We start from the raw sequence: 16,785 nt of genomic DNA, 5'->3' as shown, positions 1-16,785 counted from the left end.
GCGGAAAGGTTCCGGTGTAGATGAGAATGATCAGACGGACAGAGCGTCCCTGATCAGGGAGGCGGATTCGGCGGCGGCGATTTCGGACCGTTCAAATTTCTCGGTCCCGTTCATGAGGTCATCCAGACGAAGGCGTGCACGGGAGACGCGGCTTTTGACCGTGCCGACCTTCACGCCGAGGATGTCGGCTGCTTCTTCATAGGAAAAGCCGCTGGCACCGATCAGGATAAGGGCTTCACGCTGGTCGTCCGGAAGAACCTGGAGGGCGCTCAGGAAATCCTTCAGTTCCAGATGGCCTGCCTGTTGCGGTTTGCTTTCCAGGCTGGCGGCGTGTTCACCGTCAGGGTCGGCGACCTCGCGCTGCATCTTCCGGCCAACGGAATAATACTGGTTACGGAGAATGGTAATCAGCCAGGCGGTGAGGTTGGTACCTTCGGTGAACTTGTCTTTGTTGGCGATCGCCTTTGCCAGTGTTTCCTGGACCAGATCGTCCGCACGGTCGCGGTCACCACTGATCGATCTGGCAAAGGCGCGCAATCGCGGTATGGCGTCGACCAGATCCTGCTTGAACTTTGCGACGTTCATTCGGCGGCCTCCTCGTCAGAGCCTCTGTCGTCCAAGGCGGACAGCAGGTCCATCATGTCATCCGGTATGTCTTCCGATAGGGCCTCGTCGTAAACCTTCTTGAGCTGGTTGCCGATCCAGTCTTCTTTGGACTTGGCTCCGGCGGCCGGTGTTATTACACCAAATCCGGCGTTGGGCCGACTTGGGTTAAGCTTGCTTGCCATGGCAGATTCCCGATATTTGCGTCTTCGACGATAGGCTGATTTGCGACGTAAACGCGGCGGCAAAAAAAAAGTTCCTCGAGTATGGAACTTTTTTTTGCCGAATGCATTTCCAACTTATGGGTGCGCTTGACGCGGGCCCGTCGACCGCTTTCAGGCGGCAACTATTGAGGAACTAATTTATGTCCGTGAGCCTTTCGGAAGAAATCGCGCCGCTCCTGCCGTATCTGCGTAGATATGCAAGAGCACTGGCGGGAAGTCAGAAAAGTGGCGATGCCTATGTCAGGGCCTGCCTGCAGGCGCTGGTGGCAGATCAGACCATTATCGATACATCTCATGGCGTGAAAATCGGTCTGTACCGGCTTTTCCATGTCCTTTGGAACGCGAGCGTCGTTCCGCCCATCGCGAATGACGGGACGGTTTCCATCTTCGAGCAGACCGCTCAGCAGCGGCTGGCGACCATGGCGGCCGAAAGCCGGCAGACCCTGTTGCTGTCCACACTGGAAGGGTTTTCGCTTCCCGAAACCGCCCTCATCATCGAGCGTAGCGAAAATGAAGTGACCCAGCTCGTCCAGGATGCGATCGCGGAAATTGACAGGCAGACCAAGACGGATGTGCTGATCATCGAGGACGAGCCGCTCATTTCCATGGATCTCATCCAGATCGTGGAGTCGCTCGGCCATGGCGTTACCAGCGTTGCCCGGACAGCGAGCGATGCCATCGCAGCGGCCAAGGCGCAGGCCCCGGGTCTTGTGCTTGCCGATATCCAGCTTGCCGACGGATCGTCCGGCATCGATGCGGTCAAGGATATCCTTGCCGAAATGTCCGTTCCGGTCATCTTCATCACGTCGTTCCCCGAGCGTCTTCTGACAGGCGAACGGCCGGAGCCGACGTTCCTTATTACCAAGCCGTTCAATCCGAATACGGTGAAGGCGGGGATCAGCCAGGCGCTGTTCTTCAAAGGGGCGGAAGAGGTGGCAGCTGCCTGAGGGCAGCGCTGCGCGATGAGCACGGGGGGCGTGTTCCGCTGCTTTCGTTCTTCGAGAGCGAAGCAAGATGCCGTTTCTGGTGTCTGCCCTTCAGTGCGCGATAACGACAGATCCCGTAGCGGGAGGAAGAGGCGGGCACTGCCCGCCTTCTTCCATCAGTGCCGCGAGATCCAGGTATCGATTTCCCGCTCGGCTTCTTCACGGGTCTTGCCGTATTTCTGCTGGATCAGACCTGCGAGTTCGGTCCGTTTGCCGGCAACACGATCCACATCATCGTCGGTCAGCCTGCCCCATTGGGTGATGGCCTTGCCTTTGAATTCTTTCCAGTTTCCTTCAATCCGGTCCCAATTCATCGGTCGTTTTCTCCTTGTCTTTCTGACATCTGGAAAACGGTTCCTGAGGTCAAAGGTTCCGAATGAATTGCGGTTGCTGCCAGCTTCGAATGTTTGCTGGCGCACCGGCGCGGGGGCGGCTTTTCCGATGCGGAACGGCCGCGAAAGTTTATATGCCCGGATGACGGAGCAAATTCGAAATGTCTGAAATCGTGTCCTATCTGTTTGGTGCGGCCGCCTTCATGCCGCATGGATACTGCCTGCTCTGGCGTCCGGATCTCGTGGCCATTCATGCGATCTCCGATGCCCTGATTGCGCTGGCCTATATTGCCATTCCCCTGATGATCTTCGGGTTTCTGCGCAAGCGTCCGGACATTCAAGGCAATTCCCGCAAGATCGGTTACCTGTTCATCGCCTTCATTCTGGCGTGTGCGCTGACCCATCTGACAGCCCTGGTAACGCTCTGGTGGCCGATCTACGGCGCACAGGGTCTGATCAAGCTGGTAACAGCCCTTGTCTCGGTGGCAACAGCCGTGGTTGTCTGGCGGGTGCGGCCGATGCTGCTGGCCATTCCCTCGCTCAAGGATCTGGAGCGGGCCAACGATATGCTGAAGGCTGAAAATCTCCAGCTTTCCGACAAGGTCGGCAGATCGCGGCGGGAGATAAGGCGGATCAACGAGCGGTTCGAGACCGCGTTGACCGGATCCAACATCTCCGTTTTCACACAGGACAAGGATCTGCGCTACACGTGGATCCACAATCCGCGGTTCGGCAAGGAAGCCGATGACGTCATCGGGTGTACCGATCAGGATCTGCTGCCGGAAGAGACCGCGGCGGATCTGGAGCCGGTCAAGCGCCAGGTAATGGAAACCGGCGAGACCGCTTCCACCTATTTCGCGCTCGACAGCGAAGAAACGGGAACAGTTTCACTGGACCTGATCGTGCATCCGACACGCGACAGCAGTGGCGAAATTGATGGTGTGCTGTGCACGGCCATCGATATGACCGAGAAGAATCTCTATGAGATCCGTCTTGCCTCGCTGGCAAGTCAGCTTGCGGAGGCAAACCGGCGTTTCGAAAAGGCGCTCGACGGCTCGCTTACAACTGTGTTCGAACAGGATCTGGACCTGAAATATATTCATGTCGTCAATCCGTCGCCCGGTTTCAAACCGGATTTCTTCATCGGCAAAAGCGATGATGAGCTGTTTCCGGAAGAAGATCAGCTGAAACTCATTCCGGTGAAGAAGAAGGTCCTCGAGACAGGTGAAAGCGCCGTCATCGAATTCGACATGGACATGAACGGGGTCAATCGCAGCTACAACATGCGCATGGAGCCTTCGCGCGACAAGGAAGGCCGGATTGCCGGCCTGATCGGCATCTCCATCGACCTGACCCACAAGCGGGAAAACGAACGCCAGATGCATCTCGTCATGCGGGAACTGACGCATCGCTCCAAGAACCTGCTTGCGGTCATTCAGGCGATGGCACGCCAGACAGCAGCGCGTTCGGACAACACCGAGGAATTTGTCGAAAGTTTTGCCGCACGACTCCAGGCGATGGCGGCCAGTCATGATCTTCTGGTGTCGCAGTCCTGGTACGGCGCTGACCTGAAAGAACTCGTGCTGGCGCATCTGGCGCAATCGATCGACCCGGGAAGCCCGCAGATCGAGATCGAGGGCGATCCGCATTCGATTACGGCGGATGCGGCGCAGAACCTTGGCCTTGCCCTGCATGAGCTGACGACCAATGCTGCCAAATATGGCGCCTTGTCAGTGCTCGGGGGGAAACTGTCGGTGTCGTGGACGACCGTAGATGGAAAGATCAGGCTGGTCTGGAAGGAACGTGGCGGTCCGGAAGTGGTGCCGCCAAGGCGCAACGGCTTCGGGCGGATGTTGCTTGAGCGTTTGGTGGGGCCGGCGCTCGACGGCGATGTCAACATCGACTTCGCTCCCGAAGGCGTGAGTTGCGTCATCGAGTTTCCGGTCAGGAAGACAACTTCTTAGGCGCCCGTGCCGTTAACTGCAGGCAGGGCCGACAGAGGTGCGTTATGTCCTGCGACGACGAAGCTTTATCACCCTTTGCCGAGCGAAGTCTTTTCGCGGCGAAGCGCCTTCAGGGCCTCGTCGATTTCTTCGATCAGTTCGGCTGGAGACCGGCCGTCCCGAGAAATTGCCCGAGGTGCCTTGCGCAGGCTGGCCCGCCAGGCCAGCAAGGCTGTCCGCTTTTGCTCATTCGACAGGTGCCGGTCTTCCAGGACGCTTGCAGGCGTCCGGAACCCGGCAAATCGTTTTGATACGCTGATCATGGTATCACACGGTTGAAACTGAGTTGGTGCATACGCCAAAGGCCGCCTGCCGTCTCGCGGCAGACGGACCTTTGTCGTCTTGCAAGTTATCCGGGATGCCGGTGAGGAACGGTCATTCGGTAATGACGGCCCTCAGCATCCAGGCTGCCTTGTCGTGGAATGTGATGCGCTGGGTCAGAAGATCCTCCGTCACCGGGTCGCTATTGTCGCCGGCGTAGGCTGCCATGTCGCGCATTTCGGCAGCGATCATTTCATGACTGCGAACCAGATCCTCGATCATTTCGAAGGCATTGGGCATGCCGCCGGCCGGCAGGCTGACGGTCAGGTTCAATTTGCCTTCGTCGACATTGACCGGCGCCCGGTGTCCAAGGGCACGAATGCGCTCGGCAAGGTCGTCTGTCGCGGCAAAGAGATTTTCATAGTGCTCTTCGGTGAGGTCATGGATCGACTTGAACAGCGGTCCAACGACGTTCCAGTGATAAAGGTGCGATTTCACCGTGAGCATGTAGGTTTCGGCCAGAATGACCGAGAGATGCTTCGCCAGTTGTTCGCGCACCTCGGCAGAAACACCCGTCTTGATCGGGTCGACCTTCGGGGTTTCGATGTTCAGAACCTGAGACGTCGACATAGTTCTTCCTTTCGTGCTTTCGATTGGCGATCGATGTGTCCGGGTGTGCTGCTGACAAGAGCGTGGCCCGGACGTTCGATAGGAAAAGTCTTCAGCTCGTCCTCAGTTCCATGTTTTTGAAAATATTTCGATTTTTGACAGTATGGAAAATGTGATCTGAAATTATTTCAAGAATAGCATTTGTATTTTTTATAAGTCTGAGCTTCCGGGTGGCATAGTTCATTTTTATCACTTCGATAAAAGGATCTCTATCCAGTCCTTTCATCGAAGAGATATTGGAACGATCCCGCACGAGACGGCGTTTTTCATTTGAGGTTGTTTTGAAAACAGCGGAACAACAAATGAAAGGACACGGCCATGGCTTCCAAAAACAGCTCCAGCATCAAGAAGGAAGACACCTACGACGCCCTGCGCGACAAGGGCTACAGCAAGGAAAAGTCGGCGAGAATTGCCAATGCGCAGGCAAACGACCACCAAGCGCCGTCGCGCAAGGGTGGCAAGGCCGCACCTTATGAAACCTGGACCAGGGATGCGCTTTATGAACGGGCGCAGGAGCTCGACATCAGCGGCAGGTCTTCAATGAACAAATCCGATCTGATCGAGGCCTTGCGCGGCTGACGGGCAGCCGTGAAGACGCCGCTGCAACAATTCATGCTGTGTTGTCTGGAACCAAATGAGCGCAAGGCCGTTTACAAGCCAGACCGCGCAATTTGGTTCAGCGCGGTGTCCAAGTGTCCGAATTCCGGGCTTGATCCCATTCACGCGATGCGTGTCGCCCGTCATCAGGGCTTCACGCGATTGAAAACAGGAGCGACAAGATGGCAACTGCGAAGACTGCCACGGCATCGACCGCCAATCCTGCCAATGACACCGTTAGCGCTCGTGAGATCGAGGAAAACATCGAACGCATTCGCGGCGATATTGCCTCTCTCGCCGGCTCCTTGAAGAAGTACGGCGCCGGCAAGACGGATGAGTACAAGACCAAGGCCGCCGAAGCAGGGCAGGATCTGACCAAATTGTCCCAGGACGCCCTGAGCGATCTGTCTGCTGAGCTGCAGAATTACGAACGCGCCTTCGTTGCTGAAGTGCGCCGTCGTCCGCTGCAGTCGATCGGCATTGCTGCCGGTGTCGGCTTCCTGATTGCAGCGCTGGTGCGCCGCTGATGCTCCTGCGCGCCCTACCGCTGGCCTTCGGGGCTGTTTCGCGAGACTTCAATGGCATGGTTCACCGTGCCAAGCGCAATGCCGTGTTGGGCGGCATTGCGGCAGTCTGTTTCGCGACAGCCTATGTGGCCGGCGTGGTGGCAGCCGGCGCCTTTCTGGCGCCGGTGTTCGGCCCTGCGATGGCGGCTTTGCTGATTGCCGTCTTCATGGCCGTAACGGGACTGGTCTTCGTGGCGGTGCTCAGCTTCCTGAAGCACAAGGACCGAAGACGCAAGGCGCATAGTCAGGCCGCGCAGCGCCTGGGCCTGGCTGCTGCCATTTCCGTTCTGCCACAGCTCACAAAATCAAAAGGCCTGATGATCACCGCCGCTTTGGGCGGTCTGGCCTTTCTGGCAGCGCAGGCACGAGGTGACGAAGAGCGCGGCTAACCCATTGCCGCGCCTTCTTGCCGGCCACCGGAGCAAACAGTAATGACAGCGCAGCCAGACCGACCCGCAGTAACAGGACTCGTTCCCCCCGTAACAGTGGGCGAGGCTGTCAGATCGGACCCGGTTGTCCGCTACTCGGCGGCCATCCTGTGTGGCATCGTGGTGATTGCTTCCCTTGATCTTGCCCAGGTGTTTTTCGCACCGGTTTTCCTGTCGGTGGTTGTCGGCACGATCTTCGGACTTCCCATGGAAAGATTGTCTCGCCTGGGCGTGCCGAGCTGGCTCTCCGCAGGGGGGATGGTGCTCGTCTTTATTGCGCTGATCCTGACCGCCGGGGCGGCTTTCGTCGTGCCGCTGTCGGACTGGCTCGACAGGCTTCCGCTCATCTGGTCACGGCTGCAGGCGCAACTGGTCAGTTGGCAGGGGTTCTTTTCGTCTGTCGCGAGCCTGCAGGAAGACCTTCGCAGTGCCATGGGCCAGAAGGGCGGCATGCAAGTGAGTGTCGACGACAATTCCGCGGTAGAAAGCGTTTTCTATTTCGCACCGGCCTTCATGGCCCAGGTGGTCCTGTTCCTGGCAAGTCTCTATTTCTTTCTGCTGACACGCCCGCATCTGCGCAGGGCAGCGCTCCAGTTGTCTCCCGACAGTGAAGGCAGGCGCTGCATCGTGACCGCGTTTCGGACGATCGAAGCGCGTCTTTCCACCTATCTCATCTCCATCAGCGTCATCAATGCGGGGCTCGGCGTGGCCGTGGCGCTGACCATGTGGCTGCTCGATGTTCCCTCGCCGCTGTTGTGGGGAATGCTTGCCGGCGTCTTGAACTACGTCGTCTATCTGGGGCCGGCGATCATGGTCCTGGTGATGAGCGGCATCGGACTTGCGACGGGATACACGGCGGTGGAGATCCTGACGCCGCCGCTGGCCTATCTGGTTCTCAACCTGATCGAAGCGCAGTTCGTCACACCAACCGTTCTCGGCCGGACGATGACGCTGAACCCCTTTGCGGTTTTCCTGGCAATTGCCTTCTGGATCTGGCTGTGGGGACCGATCGGCGGATTCATAGCCGTGCCGTTGCTGCTGGTTGTGGTCAGTGTGCTGGAGATCATCAACAACACAGCTCAGTCCGAAGAGCCCGGGCGTTCCGAACCTGAGCCCGAGGCCGGCGCATCTCACTGACAATTGCAATCCTGCGAACCCGCGGACATGACAAAGGCCACCCGTGCCGGCGTTCCAATGCCCGCGGGTTCAACGTTGTCGCGGGTTTCTTCTTTCCGGAGCGGATGGAAGGTGGCACCCAGGCTGCAATTGTCCGACGCCGTGGGTGAGGGGGCACCGGTTCCAGGTTCCAACAGGTGATACGGACAATTTGTCAGTTGCCAAAACGCTTGCCGGGTGGGGCCCTTCCAGCGGGGTCGTGTGTCGTTCGCCACGGATCAAGGCAAAATAAAAGCCGCCTGAAAAAGGCGGCTTTTCAACGATTTTGCGTCATGAACTCTTTACTCGGTATTGAATGCCAGCATGCCGTGGGAAATCGGCCAGCCGGTACAGGTGGTTACGCGCGTTCCGGAGACGCAGCGCATCGGGCGGCCATGCACGTCGGCAAGCTCAACCTTCAGGTCGCCTTTGGGAGCGGCCTTCTGTTCAACTTCTACCGGTGCGGGCGTGTTGCTGTTGTGAGCGGTTTCCGCGTCCGCTTCGTTGGTGAAAAGGGGTTCTGCCACAATCAGGCTGGAAGCCAGAAGGGCGGCAACGGCGATTGCCGTAGGGGCGTTGGTCGGAATTCGTTTGCGATGCGTGAACATGGTGTCTACCTCCGCCTAGTAAACTCCCGAGTTAAGAAAAGGTTTCACGCCTCTTTTCGATAAAGGAGGAGGTTGAGATCAAAGTGGAAAATTAACTGCACCGATAACTTATGTTAATGCGGAGCGATTGATTTCGTGTCATCGTGCGGACAGTCAACAAGTCTGACGATGAGAACCCTCGTGACAATGGAACCCACTATTGCCGTGCTGGCAACGCGCGGCGCTGCCTTGGTTGTCGAAGACAACCCGATCATCGCGCTCGATACGCAGATGATGCTGGAAGAGCTCGGGTTCTCGCCGGTACAGACGCTCGCAAATCTTGCGGAAGCGGCGGAAACACTGGCAGCTCAGCTGTTCAGCTTTGCCATTCTGGATGTGAAGATCGGCGACGATACCAGCCTGGCTTTCGCCAGCCAGCTGCTGGAAAAGGGGACGAAGTTCATCTTCGCCAGCGGTTACAGCGATCTCGACCCGCTGCCCACGGCGTTCGAGGGGCAGGTGGTCCTGAGCAAGCCCTACACCAAAGCCCAGATCAGCGCCCTGATCTGACGCGCTCGTTTTCGCTGGAAGATGCCTTTCAAGCAAACGTGAAGATGTCGGCCGCCGCTCAGATGAGCGGGCGGCACTCATCGGCCATGCTCTCGTATGAGGCAAGTTTTTCCAGAGCATCCCTGTCCAGGATCCGGATGCGGTCCTTGGCCCAGCTGATCAGCCCCTTTTCCTGAAGCTTGCGGAGCGTACGGCTGGTGTGAACCGGTGTGATGCCAAGCGCATCTGACAGGTGACTTTGGGAAAACGGTGCATCCAGCGCCTGATTGCTCGCATAGCCGATGGTCTCTGCGCGGTCGTAAAGATGCAGGATGAGATAGGCGAGCCGTTCCAGGGCAGAACGTTGACCGAGGCTGATGATGTGCCCGTCCAGGATCTGTTCCTCACGGGCTGCGATCCAGGTCATTGAAAAGGCCAGGCTCGGGTAGTCCTTGAAGATCGACCAGACCCTGTCGCGCTGAAAGACGCACAAAGTGGTGTCGGTAAGGGCGGTGACCGTGTGCTGCATCTCGTTCAGGACGGCAAGCTGAAGGCCGACAAGATCGCCCGGAAGGGCAAAGTTCAACACCTGCCGTCGGCCGTCCGCCAGAGCCTTGTGCCGAAAGGCCCAGCCATCCAGAATGGTGTAGAGATGCGGGCTCTTGTTTTCTTCCTGAACAATGGTTGCTCCGGCTTCGACCGTCAGTTCACCGGTCTTGAAATCCGAAATGAAGTCCAGTTCCTTGTCTTCCAGCGAGCGGAATACGGATTTCCGTCTCAGGGGGCAGGTTTGGCAATTGGTTTGAAACGGGACTGTTTCGGTCATTCAAATGGCATCTCCATTGGCAATCCATCAAAACGCCTAGAACTGCTGCTGGTTCCCATTTGAGGCAGAAGGGTGTGGGAAAGCAAGTCTGTCCGATGCCGGACGCGAATGCTTCGTGCAAAAGAAAGACCTGCAACGGCTGACAATTGATTGCGGAAATGCAAAAGCCGGGCGTTCCGGCGGGCTACATGCCGAAAGGGACGAAGCCGTACGGACCTTGCAACTGTCCGCACGGCGGGTCTTGTGACTGTCTAGGGCCGCAGGATGGTGTAGCCGTCTTCGTCCAGCTCCATCAGAGTGACGGCACCAGCGGGAACAACTTCGACACCTTCCAGAAACTCGATGTCCTTGCCTTCCTTTTTGGCCATGGCCTGGCGGGTGTTGTCGCAGGCCTCGAAGGCGACATTCGGCATGCTTTCCACGAAGGATTTCATGCGGTCCGAAACGGGGGACGTATCCGCCCGGAACATGTGCAGGCCCGCATTGAAGGCAACAATCTTGATATCGGCCTCCTCGCCGATTTCAGAGTAGTGGCGCGCCACATTGGACGCGACGTTCAAGACGGTGTTCATCTTCTGCGGATCATTGTCGCTGATCTGCAGGGCAAGTTTGTGAATGCCGTCGCCTGCCAATACGGCAGAGCCAAGCATCAGCAGGGCCGAAGTGGCCACTGCCAGTCGTGAAAACATTCCCATCGTTTCCTCCTCCTAACGCCGCAGGATATCCTGCGGCGGCCTTGCGCGGGCGGCCTTTCTTTCACGGGCCGTTGCCGCAAAACGATGTCAGTCGACGCCTCCCATGCCGGAGGCCTCGTCGTCGTCGACAGATCCCGGGGTCACGTCGAGAATACGGGCGCGCATGGTGATCTCGACCGCGCTGTCCTTGCAGTCGCTCATGCAGGGTTCGGCCTTGGCAGCATAATGCGGCTCTTCGGCGCGATCGTCAGCGATGAAATTTTCCTCGTTGGGAAGACGGATCTCCAGGAAGTTGTCTTTCGACAATTCGAAGTCCTCGTCCTCGACGATGTCGTTCAGATAAAGGAGATAGGCCGTCAACGCGTAAACGTCGTCATCCGACAGGGAACGGGCGTTGCCGTAGGGCATGGCGCGGCGGACATAGTCGTAGACCGTGGACAGATACGGCCAGTAGGAGCCGATGGTCTTTTCCGGGCGTTCCTCGGTCAGGGTGTCCTGGCCACCGGCCAGAACCGGCCAGCGGCCGACACCTTCGCCAAAATCGCCGTGACAGACGGCGCAGTTGTCCGTGAACAGCACTTCCCCATCGGCCACCGTACCGGAGCCCTCCGGCAAGCCGCTGCCGTCGGGGCGTACGTCGATATCCCACGCGGCGACCTCGTCGTCCGTCGCCACACGGCCAAGGCCGAAGATGCCACCTTCACGGACTTCGGACACTGGTACGGCTGGAGCCTCCGCTGCCGTGTCGGCGCTGGCGGTTTCCGTTTCAGTGGCGGCAGGTTCTGCGGCGCCCTGCTGGTCGGCGGGAGCAGCAGCACTGGAGAAGGTGGCCAGATAGGCAATCACGTTGTCCAGGTCTTCCTGCTTCTTCAGACCGGCAAAGGCCATCTTGGTGCCTTTGACCATGTCCTTGGGCTTGGTCAGATAGGTCGTCAGTGTTGCCTCGTCCCAGACGAGCCCGCCACCACCGGCCTCGATCATCGCCTTGGAATACTTGTAGTCCTCAAGCGATCCTGCGGTACGGCCGAAAATCTCGTTCAGTTCCGGACCGACCTTGTTCTTTGCGCCTTCCCCGACCGCGTGGCAGGCCGCGCATTTCTTGAAGACCTTCTCACCTTTTTCTGCGTCTCCCGCCTGGGCCGTCGCGGCAAGCAGGGGCAGGGTGGCGAGCACGGTTCCAAGGCTGAGGGCTTTAAGAAACTTCGACATTTTCCACCATTCCGTCTGCTTTGACATACCAGGTCTGGATGCCGTTGTTGTGGTAGATCGAGTTTTCGCCGCGGGCGGCACGCAGCTCGTTCTTGGTCGGCTGGAAGAAGCCGTGCTCGTCCATCGCGCGGGACTGGATCAGCATGTCCGAGCCGTCCCAGTCGATGTCCAGGTAGAAGCGGTGCATGGCTTTCGACAGGCTTGGGCCGTCGAGGCGGGCGGTTTTCCAGTTCCGGCCGCCGTCAAGCGACACATCCACCCGCTTGATCCGTCCGTTGCCGGACCAGGCGACACCGGAGATGACCATCGGTCCCTTGCCGTGGCTGACCGGGGCCTGCGGGCTCGGTGAGGTGATGACGGACTTGGGATCCATCACCCAGGTGAAGCGGCGGGCCTTGCCGTTCTCCAGAAGGTCCGTGTATTTGGACGTTTCCTCGCGCTGGTGCCAGGGTTCGTCGCCGACTTCGATCCGGCGCAGCCATTTCACCCACATGTTGCCTTCCCAGCCGGGCACGACCAGACGCAGCGGATAACCCTGTTCGGGACGCAGAGCCTCACCGTTCATCTTGAAGGCGACCAGGCAGTCGTCGAGAGCCTTTTCCATCGGGATGGACCGGGTCATGGCCGAGGCATCGGCGCCTTCCGGCATCACCCATTTGGCATTGGTCTTCAGGCCAGCCTCTTCCAGGATCAGTTTCAGCGGCACGCCGGTATACATCACGCAGTGAACCATGCCGTGTGTGTACTGACAGCCGTTGAGCTGGGAGCCACGCCACTCCATGCCGGAGTTGGCGGCGCATTCCAGGAAGTAGACCCGGTTCTCGCGCGGGAAGCGCTTCAGGTCTTCCATGGTGAAGACGAGGGGGCTGTCGACCAGACCGTTGATCATCAACCGATGATCTGCAGGATTGATGTCGGCAATGCCGCCGTGGTGGCGCTCGAAACACAGGCCGTTGGGCGTGATGATGCCGTCCAGCTCGTGCAGCGGTGTGAAGTTCACCGAACTCTCGGTGGATGCCGTCAGCCACTCCACGTCGCGGCGGACCACATTGGCCTCGTATTCCGACGGCGTGCCATAAGGGCGCGCCTGCACACCGTCACCGAGGTATCGGTTCCAGTCCTGTATCTCGGTTATCAATGGATCGCCGGCCGCGCGCGCGGCACCAGCCGTGCCTGCAACGGCGCCTGCGGCGAAGCCTGCTTTCAAGAGGGAGCGCCTGGAAAGACCCGGCGTCTTGGAGTTGGTTTTGTCAGTCATGATCGTGTCCTCAGGATCTCTGAAGAAAAGGCGTCATCCTGCCAGCTTGACGGACTGGTTGTCCGGCAGGCTGACCACGGGATTGCTTGTGAGATAGGCTTCAACGACTTCGGAGATGGGCGGGCCTTCCGTGCCCTCGTTGACCGAAGCCCAGCCGGCAACGACATATTCCCTGGCGGGGTCGATTGCTTCTCCGGTGGCGAGCAGGGTCATGCCCGAGATGCGCTCGCCGATTTCCTTGCCGGGATCGATGGTGTAGCCCATGCCACCAACGCGGACCATGTCACCACCCTGCTGGTAGTAGGGGTCCTTGTTGAAGAGGTTGTCGCCGACATCCTCCAGAATGTCCTTCAGCATCTGGCCCGTCATCGACGAACGGTAGGCCGCCGGATAGGTCATGGCGCAGGCGTTATGGACATCCTCGAAGGTGATGTCCTGGCCCGGCAGAAGCGATGTCCCCCAGCGGAAGCCGGGTGACAGGGCAATTTCGGCGTCGCGTTCGGTCAGAAGTGCCTGGCAGATCAGATCGTCGAAGGTGCCGTTGAAGTTGCCGCGCCGATACAGGAGGTTCTCGGTCTTGCCGAGAACGCGGGCGAGGTCCGCTTCGTAAGGCGCGCGAACCTCATCGATGAGCGCAGCCATGTCCGCATCTGGCGTGATGACGTCGGAGAAGATCGGGATCAGGCGATAGGCATACCCGGCCAGCTTGCCGTCCTGAACGTCGAGATCGACCCGGGAGACAAACTTGCCGTTGGAGCCGGAGGCAATCACCAGCGTGTCGTTGACGATGACCGGTTCCGGCAGGGCGTCGTGCGTGTGGCCCGTCAGGATGACGTCGATACCGTCAACGCGCGAGGCGAGCTTCCGGTCGACGTCAAAGCCGTTGTGCGACAGCAGCACGACGATTTCAGCGCCCTCGTCGCGAGCCTCGGTCACATGTTTGGCAATGTCTTCCTCGCGGATGCCGAAGGACCAGCCGGGGATCATCCAGCGCGGGTTGGCAATCGGCGTATACGGGAAAGCCTGACCGATGACAGCGACCTTGGACCCGCCACGTTCGAACATCTTCCAGGCTTCGAAGGCGGGCTCGTCCCATTCGTTGTCGTAGATGTTGGAGCCGAGGAAGGCGAAGGGCAGACTGTCGATGACTTCCTGAACCCGGTCGGTGCCGTAGGTGAATTCCCAGTGCCCGGTCATGGCGTCGGGCTCGAGCGAGTTCATGATCGTGATCATGTCTTCACCCTGGGTGACGTTGGATGTGTAGCTGCCCTGCCAGGTGTCGCCGCCATCCAGCAGGAGAACGTTGTCGGCACCGCGTTCGGCGCGAATGCGCTTGATCACGGTCGCGACCCGGTCCATGCCGCCCATCTTGCCATAGCTCCTGGCAAGGGAGACGAAGTCTTCCGAGGTCAGCGCATAGGCATCCGGCGACCCGGCTTCGATGTTGTAGAGCTTCAGGAAATCGGCACCGGTCACGTGTGGAGGTTTGCCGTTGACGTCGCCGATACCCAGGTTGATGGACGGTTCGCGAAAGTAGATCGGCTTCAGCTGGGCGTGGATGTCAGTGATATGCACCAGCGTGAGCTTGCCTTTCGGGTCCATCCCCAGGAGCTGGTCTTCCGTCAGGGCTTGCTGGGCCATCAGCCGCGACCACGAACCCGCCATGCCCGATCCGAGCAAGGCACTTGTCGCGGTTGCCGCCATCAGGAACTCACGTCTTGAGAACATCCTCAGTTACTCCAAACCAACGGCCGATGCCCGGCCGGTTGCACAGTTTTCCCGTTGAGGCACGGCGACGCCGTGCACCCCGGTTATCCCACGTTCGGGACATTGATGTTTTCAGCCCTCTGTTTCCGCCTGCTGGCCGGGCGGGACTTCGCCGGCGACAGGAAAGAAACCGGCGCGGTGGCTGCGACCGCGCCGGAGTTTAAACGGTCGGCCTACTGGCGAACCGCCGGGGTTTCGATGCCGAGCCCCGAGCCACGCCAGGTCACATAGACCTCCAGAGCCATCAGCTCATCGGAGAAGGCGGCCGGGAAGGCTGCCCGCGTATCGCGGATACATCCGCGGAAGCGGTTGTGCAGGGAGACAAGGTCCGCCTGCTTCAGACGATAGGTCGGGAACCCGTTGACGCTGCCCTGGCTGAGGTGGTCAGCCCGGATGTAGTTGCCGTTGTAGTTCTCGTGGCAGGTGGCACAGGACAGGTTCAGCTGACCCGTGCGGGTGTAGTAGAGCTCCTTGCCCTTGTCCCACCAGGTCTGCATTTCGCCTTCGCTCAGATCGACTTTCATCGGCATGCCAAGCGACTGGTGCTTGATGTAGGTCGTCAGAGCCTTCTGATCGGCCGCGTCGAACTTGTAGGGCTCAGCCTGCATGTTCTGTTCACGGCACTGGTTGATCTGAAGCTCGATGTTGAACGGCTTGCCGGCGTCCTCATTCCACTTGGGATAGCTGGCGCCGAGACCCTTGAGGAACTCCTCGGAATCCTCGTGGCAGGAGGCGCAGGACTTGCCAGCAGCACCGTCCACGGTGTTCCAGATTTCCTCGCCGCGCTCCACATAGAGCATACCCGGGTTCTGGAAGCTGTCGGCCTCCAGATCACGCGTTTCTTCCGTGCGGTAGTGCCAGCCCGAGATCAGTTCGTCGAACGGGTGCCCTTCCGGCGCCGGTACACGGGTCATGATCTCCACTTCCCCGTCGATAACGAGCTTTTCGTCAACCGGCCCCCCGGCCAGGCTTGCGCTTGTGCCGACCATCGTTACTGCGATCATGGTGGCTATGCGTTTCGTTCTATTGGCCAAATCGTCTCCTCCCGATTTGAGCGATCCCTGGAACATCCTGCCTTCAACCGACTGCAGATACGATGTCCCGACACTCTCGATGCACCCTGTCCCGGGCTTTTCAGTCCATGCGGACGTCACGGCCGCGGATGCAGGGCCGCCGCCTATTCAACAGTGATCTTGTTCTCGGATTCGTAGACGCTGCCGTCGTCATCGACCCAGGTGAACTTGAACGTGCCGGTTTCATTCACCTTGGCGCTGAACTCCATGTAGGGGTTCGCCGAGACGGCCGGGTCCATGTCACAGGAAAACACCACCTGTCCGTTGAACTCGCAGGTGAACTTGTTGATGATCTGGCGCGGAACGAGGTTGCCCTCCTTGTCTTTGCGCTGACCGGATTCCATCGGGTGGCTGATAAGCGTCTTGATGGTGATGACTTCGCCCGCAGCTGCCTTCTTGGGCACTTTCACGCGCGGTTTCGGATCTGCCATGATTTGGTTCCTTCGTATCCCTGATCTGCTTGCCGGGCGGCGGTTCGGCTAAAGGCCGGTGCCGGTCCTGCGGACAAGCCGCTTGCGCTGTTGCGGATTAGCCGCCGCAGCCGCCGATGGTGACTTTCACTTCCTTGCGGTCGATGAAGGCGGAGCCATCGTTCATCTTGGCGACCGCGATGACGTTCTGCGTCTTGGCGAGCCGGATGCGGGTCTTGGCTTCGGCAACACCGCTCATGGCAGTGAAGTGGAACGTGGCAACAGCCGGGTTGGGGTTGCCGTCGGCCAGGATCAGGACAGATTCAACGAAGCTGTCTGCCGTCATCGGGCTGTCGACGGATACGCCGACCGGCACCGTGTTGCCGTTCTCGGCAATTTCCGGCGTGTCGAGGGAAACTGTTCCCTCCTTGGGATCTGCTCCGCCGGTGAAGGCCTTGATGGCCTCTTCGGTCTGGTCGGTTGCGGCGAAGGAAACCCGCGATCCGGCGGCCACGAATGCAGCGGCTCCGATCGTGAGACCAAACACCTGGCGTCTTGTAAAGCTCATCTCTTGCTCCTTGAAACCC

At 59.2% G+C, this 16,785-nt stretch carries 21 protein-coding genes; 7 read left to right on the top strand and 14 right to left on the bottom strand.

What is annotated here, in order from left to right; translation table 11 throughout:
* Positions 1-30 precede the first annotated feature (30 nt).
* Together J7447_RS14310 and J7447_RS14305 are read right to left on the bottom strand one after the other, a co-directional pair.
* Positions 31-585: a sigma-70 family RNA polymerase sigma factor gene (locus J7447_RS14310; RefSeq protein ID WP_023003209.1), complete on the bottom strand. Its 555-nt coding sequence runs from the start codon at positions 583-585 to the stop codon at positions 31-33.
* On the bottom strand, positions 582-788 hold the full coding sequence (locus J7447_RS14305) for a NepR family anti-sigma factor (protein WP_023003210.1): 207 nt from the start codon (positions 786-788) through the stop codon (positions 582-584). The genes J7447_RS14310 and J7447_RS14305 overlap by 4 nt, the downstream gene beginning before the upstream one ends.
* A gap of 185 nt (positions 789-973) precedes the next feature.
* On the opposite strand from J7447_RS14305, the gene J7447_RS14300 reads away from it, so the two are divergent.
* The gene (locus J7447_RS14300; protein WP_035908044.1) at positions 974-1,774 is read left to right on the top strand and encodes a response regulator; all 801 of its coding nucleotides are present in this window, start codon (positions 974-976) and stop codon (positions 1,772-1,774) included.
* A 155-nt stretch (positions 1,775-1,929) separates the two neighbouring features.
* On the opposite strand, the gene J7447_RS14295 is transcribed toward J7447_RS14300, so the two are convergent.
* Positions 1,930-2,127: a CsbD family protein gene (locus J7447_RS14295; RefSeq protein ID WP_023003212.1), complete on the bottom strand. Its 198-nt coding sequence runs from the start codon at positions 2,125-2,127 to the stop codon at positions 1,930-1,932.
* Between the two features lie 179 nt (positions 2,128-2,306).
* Here J7447_RS14295 and J7447_RS14290 point away from each other — a divergent pair, with 179 nt between their 5' ends.
* Positions 2,307-4,109, top strand: coding sequence for a PAS domain-containing protein (locus J7447_RS14290; protein ID WP_209170006.1), 1,803 nt, complete (start codon positions 2,307-2,309; stop codon positions 4,107-4,109).
* 68 nt (positions 4,110-4,177) lie between these two features.
* Here J7447_RS14290 and J7447_RS14285 read toward each other — a convergent pair whose 3' ends face one another.
* The gene (locus J7447_RS14285) at positions 4,178-4,411 is read right to left on the bottom strand and encodes a hypothetical protein (RefSeq protein ID WP_062487420.1); all 234 of its coding nucleotides are present in this window, start codon (positions 4,409-4,411) and stop codon (positions 4,178-4,180) included.
* 112 nt (positions 4,412-4,523) lie between these two features.
* The gene (locus J7447_RS14280) at positions 4,524-5,039 is read right to left on the bottom strand and encodes a DNA starvation/stationary phase protection protein (RefSeq protein WP_055656126.1); all 516 of its coding nucleotides are present in this window, start codon (positions 5,037-5,039) and stop codon (positions 4,524-4,526) included.
* 357 nt (positions 5,040-5,396) lie between these two features.
* Between J7447_RS14280 and J7447_RS14275 the strand changes: the two genes are divergently transcribed.
* From J7447_RS14275 to J7447_RS14260, 4 genes are all read left to right on the top strand, one after another.
* Positions 5,397-5,657, top strand: a complete 261-nt coding sequence (locus J7447_RS14275; RefSeq protein ID WP_023003217.1) for a Rho termination factor N-terminal domain-containing protein — start codon at positions 5,397-5,399, stop codon at positions 5,655-5,657.
* A gap of 200 nt (positions 5,658-5,857) precedes the next feature.
* The gene (locus J7447_RS14270; RefSeq protein WP_023003218.1) at positions 5,858-6,202 is read left to right on the top strand and encodes a DUF883 family protein; all 345 of its coding nucleotides are present in this window, start codon (positions 5,858-5,860) and stop codon (positions 6,200-6,202) included.
* Entirely contained in the window at positions 6,202-6,630 is a 429-nt protein-coding gene (locus tag J7447_RS14265) for a hypothetical protein (RefSeq protein ID WP_023003219.1), read from the top strand. Before J7447_RS14270 ends, J7447_RS14265 begins: the two co-directional genes overlap by 1 nt.
* A 42-nt stretch (positions 6,631-6,672) precedes the next feature.
* A complete protein-coding gene (locus J7447_RS14260) occupies positions 6,673-7,806 on the top strand; it encodes an AI-2E family transporter (RefSeq protein WP_075282323.1) in 1,134 nt (377 codons plus the stop codon).
* Between the two features lie 320 nt (positions 7,807-8,126).
* On the opposite strand, the gene J7447_RS14255 is transcribed toward J7447_RS14260, so the two are convergent.
* Positions 8,127-8,432 carry a hypothetical protein gene (locus J7447_RS14255; protein WP_055656123.1) on the bottom strand — a complete coding sequence of 102 codons (306 nt, stop codon included), beginning with the start codon at positions 8,430-8,432 and terminating at the stop codon, positions 8,127-8,129.
* Positions 8,433-8,618: 186 nt separating this feature from the next.
* Here J7447_RS14255 and J7447_RS14250 point away from each other — a divergent pair, with 186 nt between their 5' ends.
* Positions 8,619-8,981, top strand: a complete 363-nt coding sequence (locus tag J7447_RS14250; RefSeq protein ID WP_051990105.1) for a response regulator — start codon at positions 8,619-8,621, stop codon at positions 8,979-8,981.
* Positions 8,982-9,039: 58 nt separating this feature from the next.
* Here J7447_RS14250 and J7447_RS14245 read toward each other — a convergent pair whose 3' ends face one another.
* The 8 genes from J7447_RS14245 to soxY form a co-directional block, all read right to left on the bottom strand.
* Positions 9,040-9,786: a Crp/Fnr family transcriptional regulator gene (locus J7447_RS14245; RefSeq protein WP_055656122.1), complete on the bottom strand. Its 747-nt coding sequence runs from the start codon at positions 9,784-9,786 to the stop codon at positions 9,040-9,042.
* Positions 9,787-10,037: 251 nt separating this feature from the next.
* The gene (locus J7447_RS14240; RefSeq protein WP_023003225.1) at positions 10,038-10,481 is read right to left on the bottom strand and encodes a DsrE family protein; all 444 of its coding nucleotides are present in this window, start codon (positions 10,479-10,481) and stop codon (positions 10,038-10,040) included.
* 87 nt (positions 10,482-10,568) lie between these two features.
* Positions 10,569-11,690, bottom strand: a complete 1,122-nt coding sequence (locus J7447_RS14235) for a c-type cytochrome (protein ID WP_209170004.1) — start codon at positions 11,688-11,690, stop codon at positions 10,569-10,571.
* Positions 11,674-12,948, bottom strand: coding sequence for a sulfite dehydrogenase (soxC, locus tag J7447_RS14230; protein WP_209170002.1), 1,275 nt, complete (start codon positions 12,946-12,948; stop codon positions 11,674-11,676). Before soxC ends, J7447_RS14235 begins: the two co-directional genes overlap by 17 nt.
* A 33-nt stretch (positions 12,949-12,981) precedes the next feature.
* Positions 12,982-14,676 (bottom strand): thiosulfohydrolase SoxB, encoded by a 1,695-nt coding sequence (gene soxB, locus J7447_RS14225; protein WP_209170000.1) that lies wholly within the window; start codon positions 14,674-14,676, stop codon positions 12,982-12,984.
* A 212-nt stretch (positions 14,677-14,888) separates the two neighbouring features.
* Positions 14,889-15,719, bottom strand: a complete 831-nt coding sequence (soxA, locus tag J7447_RS14220) for a sulfur oxidation c-type cytochrome SoxA (RefSeq protein WP_209170153.1) — start codon at positions 15,717-15,719, stop codon at positions 14,889-14,891.
* A gap of 173 nt (positions 15,720-15,892) precedes the next feature.
* Positions 15,893-16,219 (bottom strand): thiosulfate oxidation carrier complex protein SoxZ, encoded by a 327-nt coding sequence (gene soxZ / locus J7447_RS14215; protein ID WP_023003230.1) that lies wholly within the window; start codon positions 16,217-16,219, stop codon positions 15,893-15,895.
* 97 nt (positions 16,220-16,316) lie between these two features.
* Positions 16,317-16,766, bottom strand: coding sequence for a thiosulfate oxidation carrier protein SoxY (gene soxY / locus J7447_RS14210; protein WP_209169993.1), 450 nt, complete (start codon positions 16,764-16,766; stop codon positions 16,317-16,319).
* Between the last annotated feature and the right edge of the window lie 19 nt (positions 16,767-16,785).

The sequence above is a fragment of the Labrenzia sp. R5_0 genome (genome assembly GCF_017743835.1).
Lineage (GTDB): Bacteria > Pseudomonadota > Alphaproteobacteria > Rhizobiales > Stappiaceae > Roseibium > Roseibium algicola.
This window is presented reverse-complemented; position numbering and strand designations above follow the sequence as displayed.

Bases quoted from the DNA above. Each gene is read 5' to 3' on its own strand.
- J7447_RS14310 (WP_023003209.1), bottom strand. From the start codon at position 585: ATGAACGTCGCAAAGTTCAAGCAGGATCTGGTCGACGCCATACCGCGA.
- J7447_RS14305 (WP_023003210.1), bottom strand. From the start codon at position 788: ATGGCAAGCAAGCTTAACCCAAGTCGGCCCAACGCCGGATTTGGTGTA.
- J7447_RS14295 (WP_023003212.1), bottom strand. From the start codon at position 2,127: ATGAATTGGGACCGGATTGAAGGAAACTGGAAAGAATTCAAAGGCAAG.
- J7447_RS14290 (WP_209170006.1), top strand. From the start codon at position 2,307: ATGTCTGAAATCGTGTCCTATCTGTTTGGTGCGGCCGCCTTCATGCCG.
- J7447_RS14285 (WP_062487420.1), bottom strand. From the start codon at position 4,411: ATGATCAGCGTATCAAAACGATTTGCCGGGTTCCGGACGCCTGCAAGC.
- J7447_RS14280 (WP_055656126.1), bottom strand. From the start codon at position 5,039: ATGTCGACGTCTCAGGTTCTGAACATCGAAACCCCGAAGGTCGACCCG.
- J7447_RS14275 (WP_023003217.1), top strand. From the start codon at position 5,397: ATGGCTTCCAAAAACAGCTCCAGCATCAAGAAGGAAGACACCTACGAC.
- J7447_RS14270 (WP_023003218.1), top strand. From the start codon at position 5,858: ATGGCAACTGCGAAGACTGCCACGGCATCGACCGCCAATCCTGCCAAT.
- J7447_RS14265 (WP_023003219.1), top strand. From the start codon at position 6,202: ATGCTCCTGCGCGCCCTACCGCTGGCCTTCGGGGCTGTTTCGCGAGAC.
- J7447_RS14260 (WP_075282323.1), top strand. From the start codon at position 6,673: ATGACAGCGCAGCCAGACCGACCCGCAGTAACAGGACTCGTTCCCCCC.
- J7447_RS14255 (WP_055656123.1), bottom strand. From the start codon at position 8,432: ATGTTCACGCATCGCAAACGAATTCCGACCAACGCCCCTACGGCAATC.
- J7447_RS14250 (WP_051990105.1), top strand. From the start codon at position 8,619: ATGGAACCCACTATTGCCGTGCTGGCAACGCGCGGCGCTGCCTTGGTT.
- J7447_RS14245 (WP_055656122.1), bottom strand. From the start codon at position 9,786: ATGACCGAAACAGTCCCGTTTCAAACCAATTGCCAAACCTGCCCCCTG.
- J7447_RS14240 (WP_023003225.1), bottom strand. From the start codon at position 10,481: ATGGGAATGTTTTCACGACTGGCAGTGGCCACTTCGGCCCTGCTGATG.
- J7447_RS14235 (WP_209170004.1), bottom strand. From the start codon at position 11,690: ATGTCGAAGTTTCTTAAAGCCCTCAGCCTTGGAACCGTGCTCGCCACC.
- soxC (WP_209170002.1), bottom strand. From the start codon at position 12,948: ATGACTGACAAAACCAACTCCAAGACGCCGGGTCTTTCCAGGCGCTCC.
- soxB (WP_209170000.1), bottom strand. From the start codon at position 14,676: ATGTTCTCAAGACGTGAGTTCCTGATGGCGGCAACCGCGACAAGTGCC.
- soxA (WP_209170153.1), bottom strand. From the start codon at position 15,719: ATGATCGCAGTAACGATGGTCGGCACAAGCGCAAGCCTGGCCGGGGGG.
- soxZ (WP_023003230.1), bottom strand. From the start codon at position 16,219: ATGGCAGATCCGAAACCGCGCGTGAAAGTGCCCAAGAAGGCAGCTGCG.
- soxY (WP_209169993.1), bottom strand. From the start codon at position 16,766: ATGAGCTTTACAAGACGCCAGGTGTTTGGTCTCACGATCGGAGCCGCT.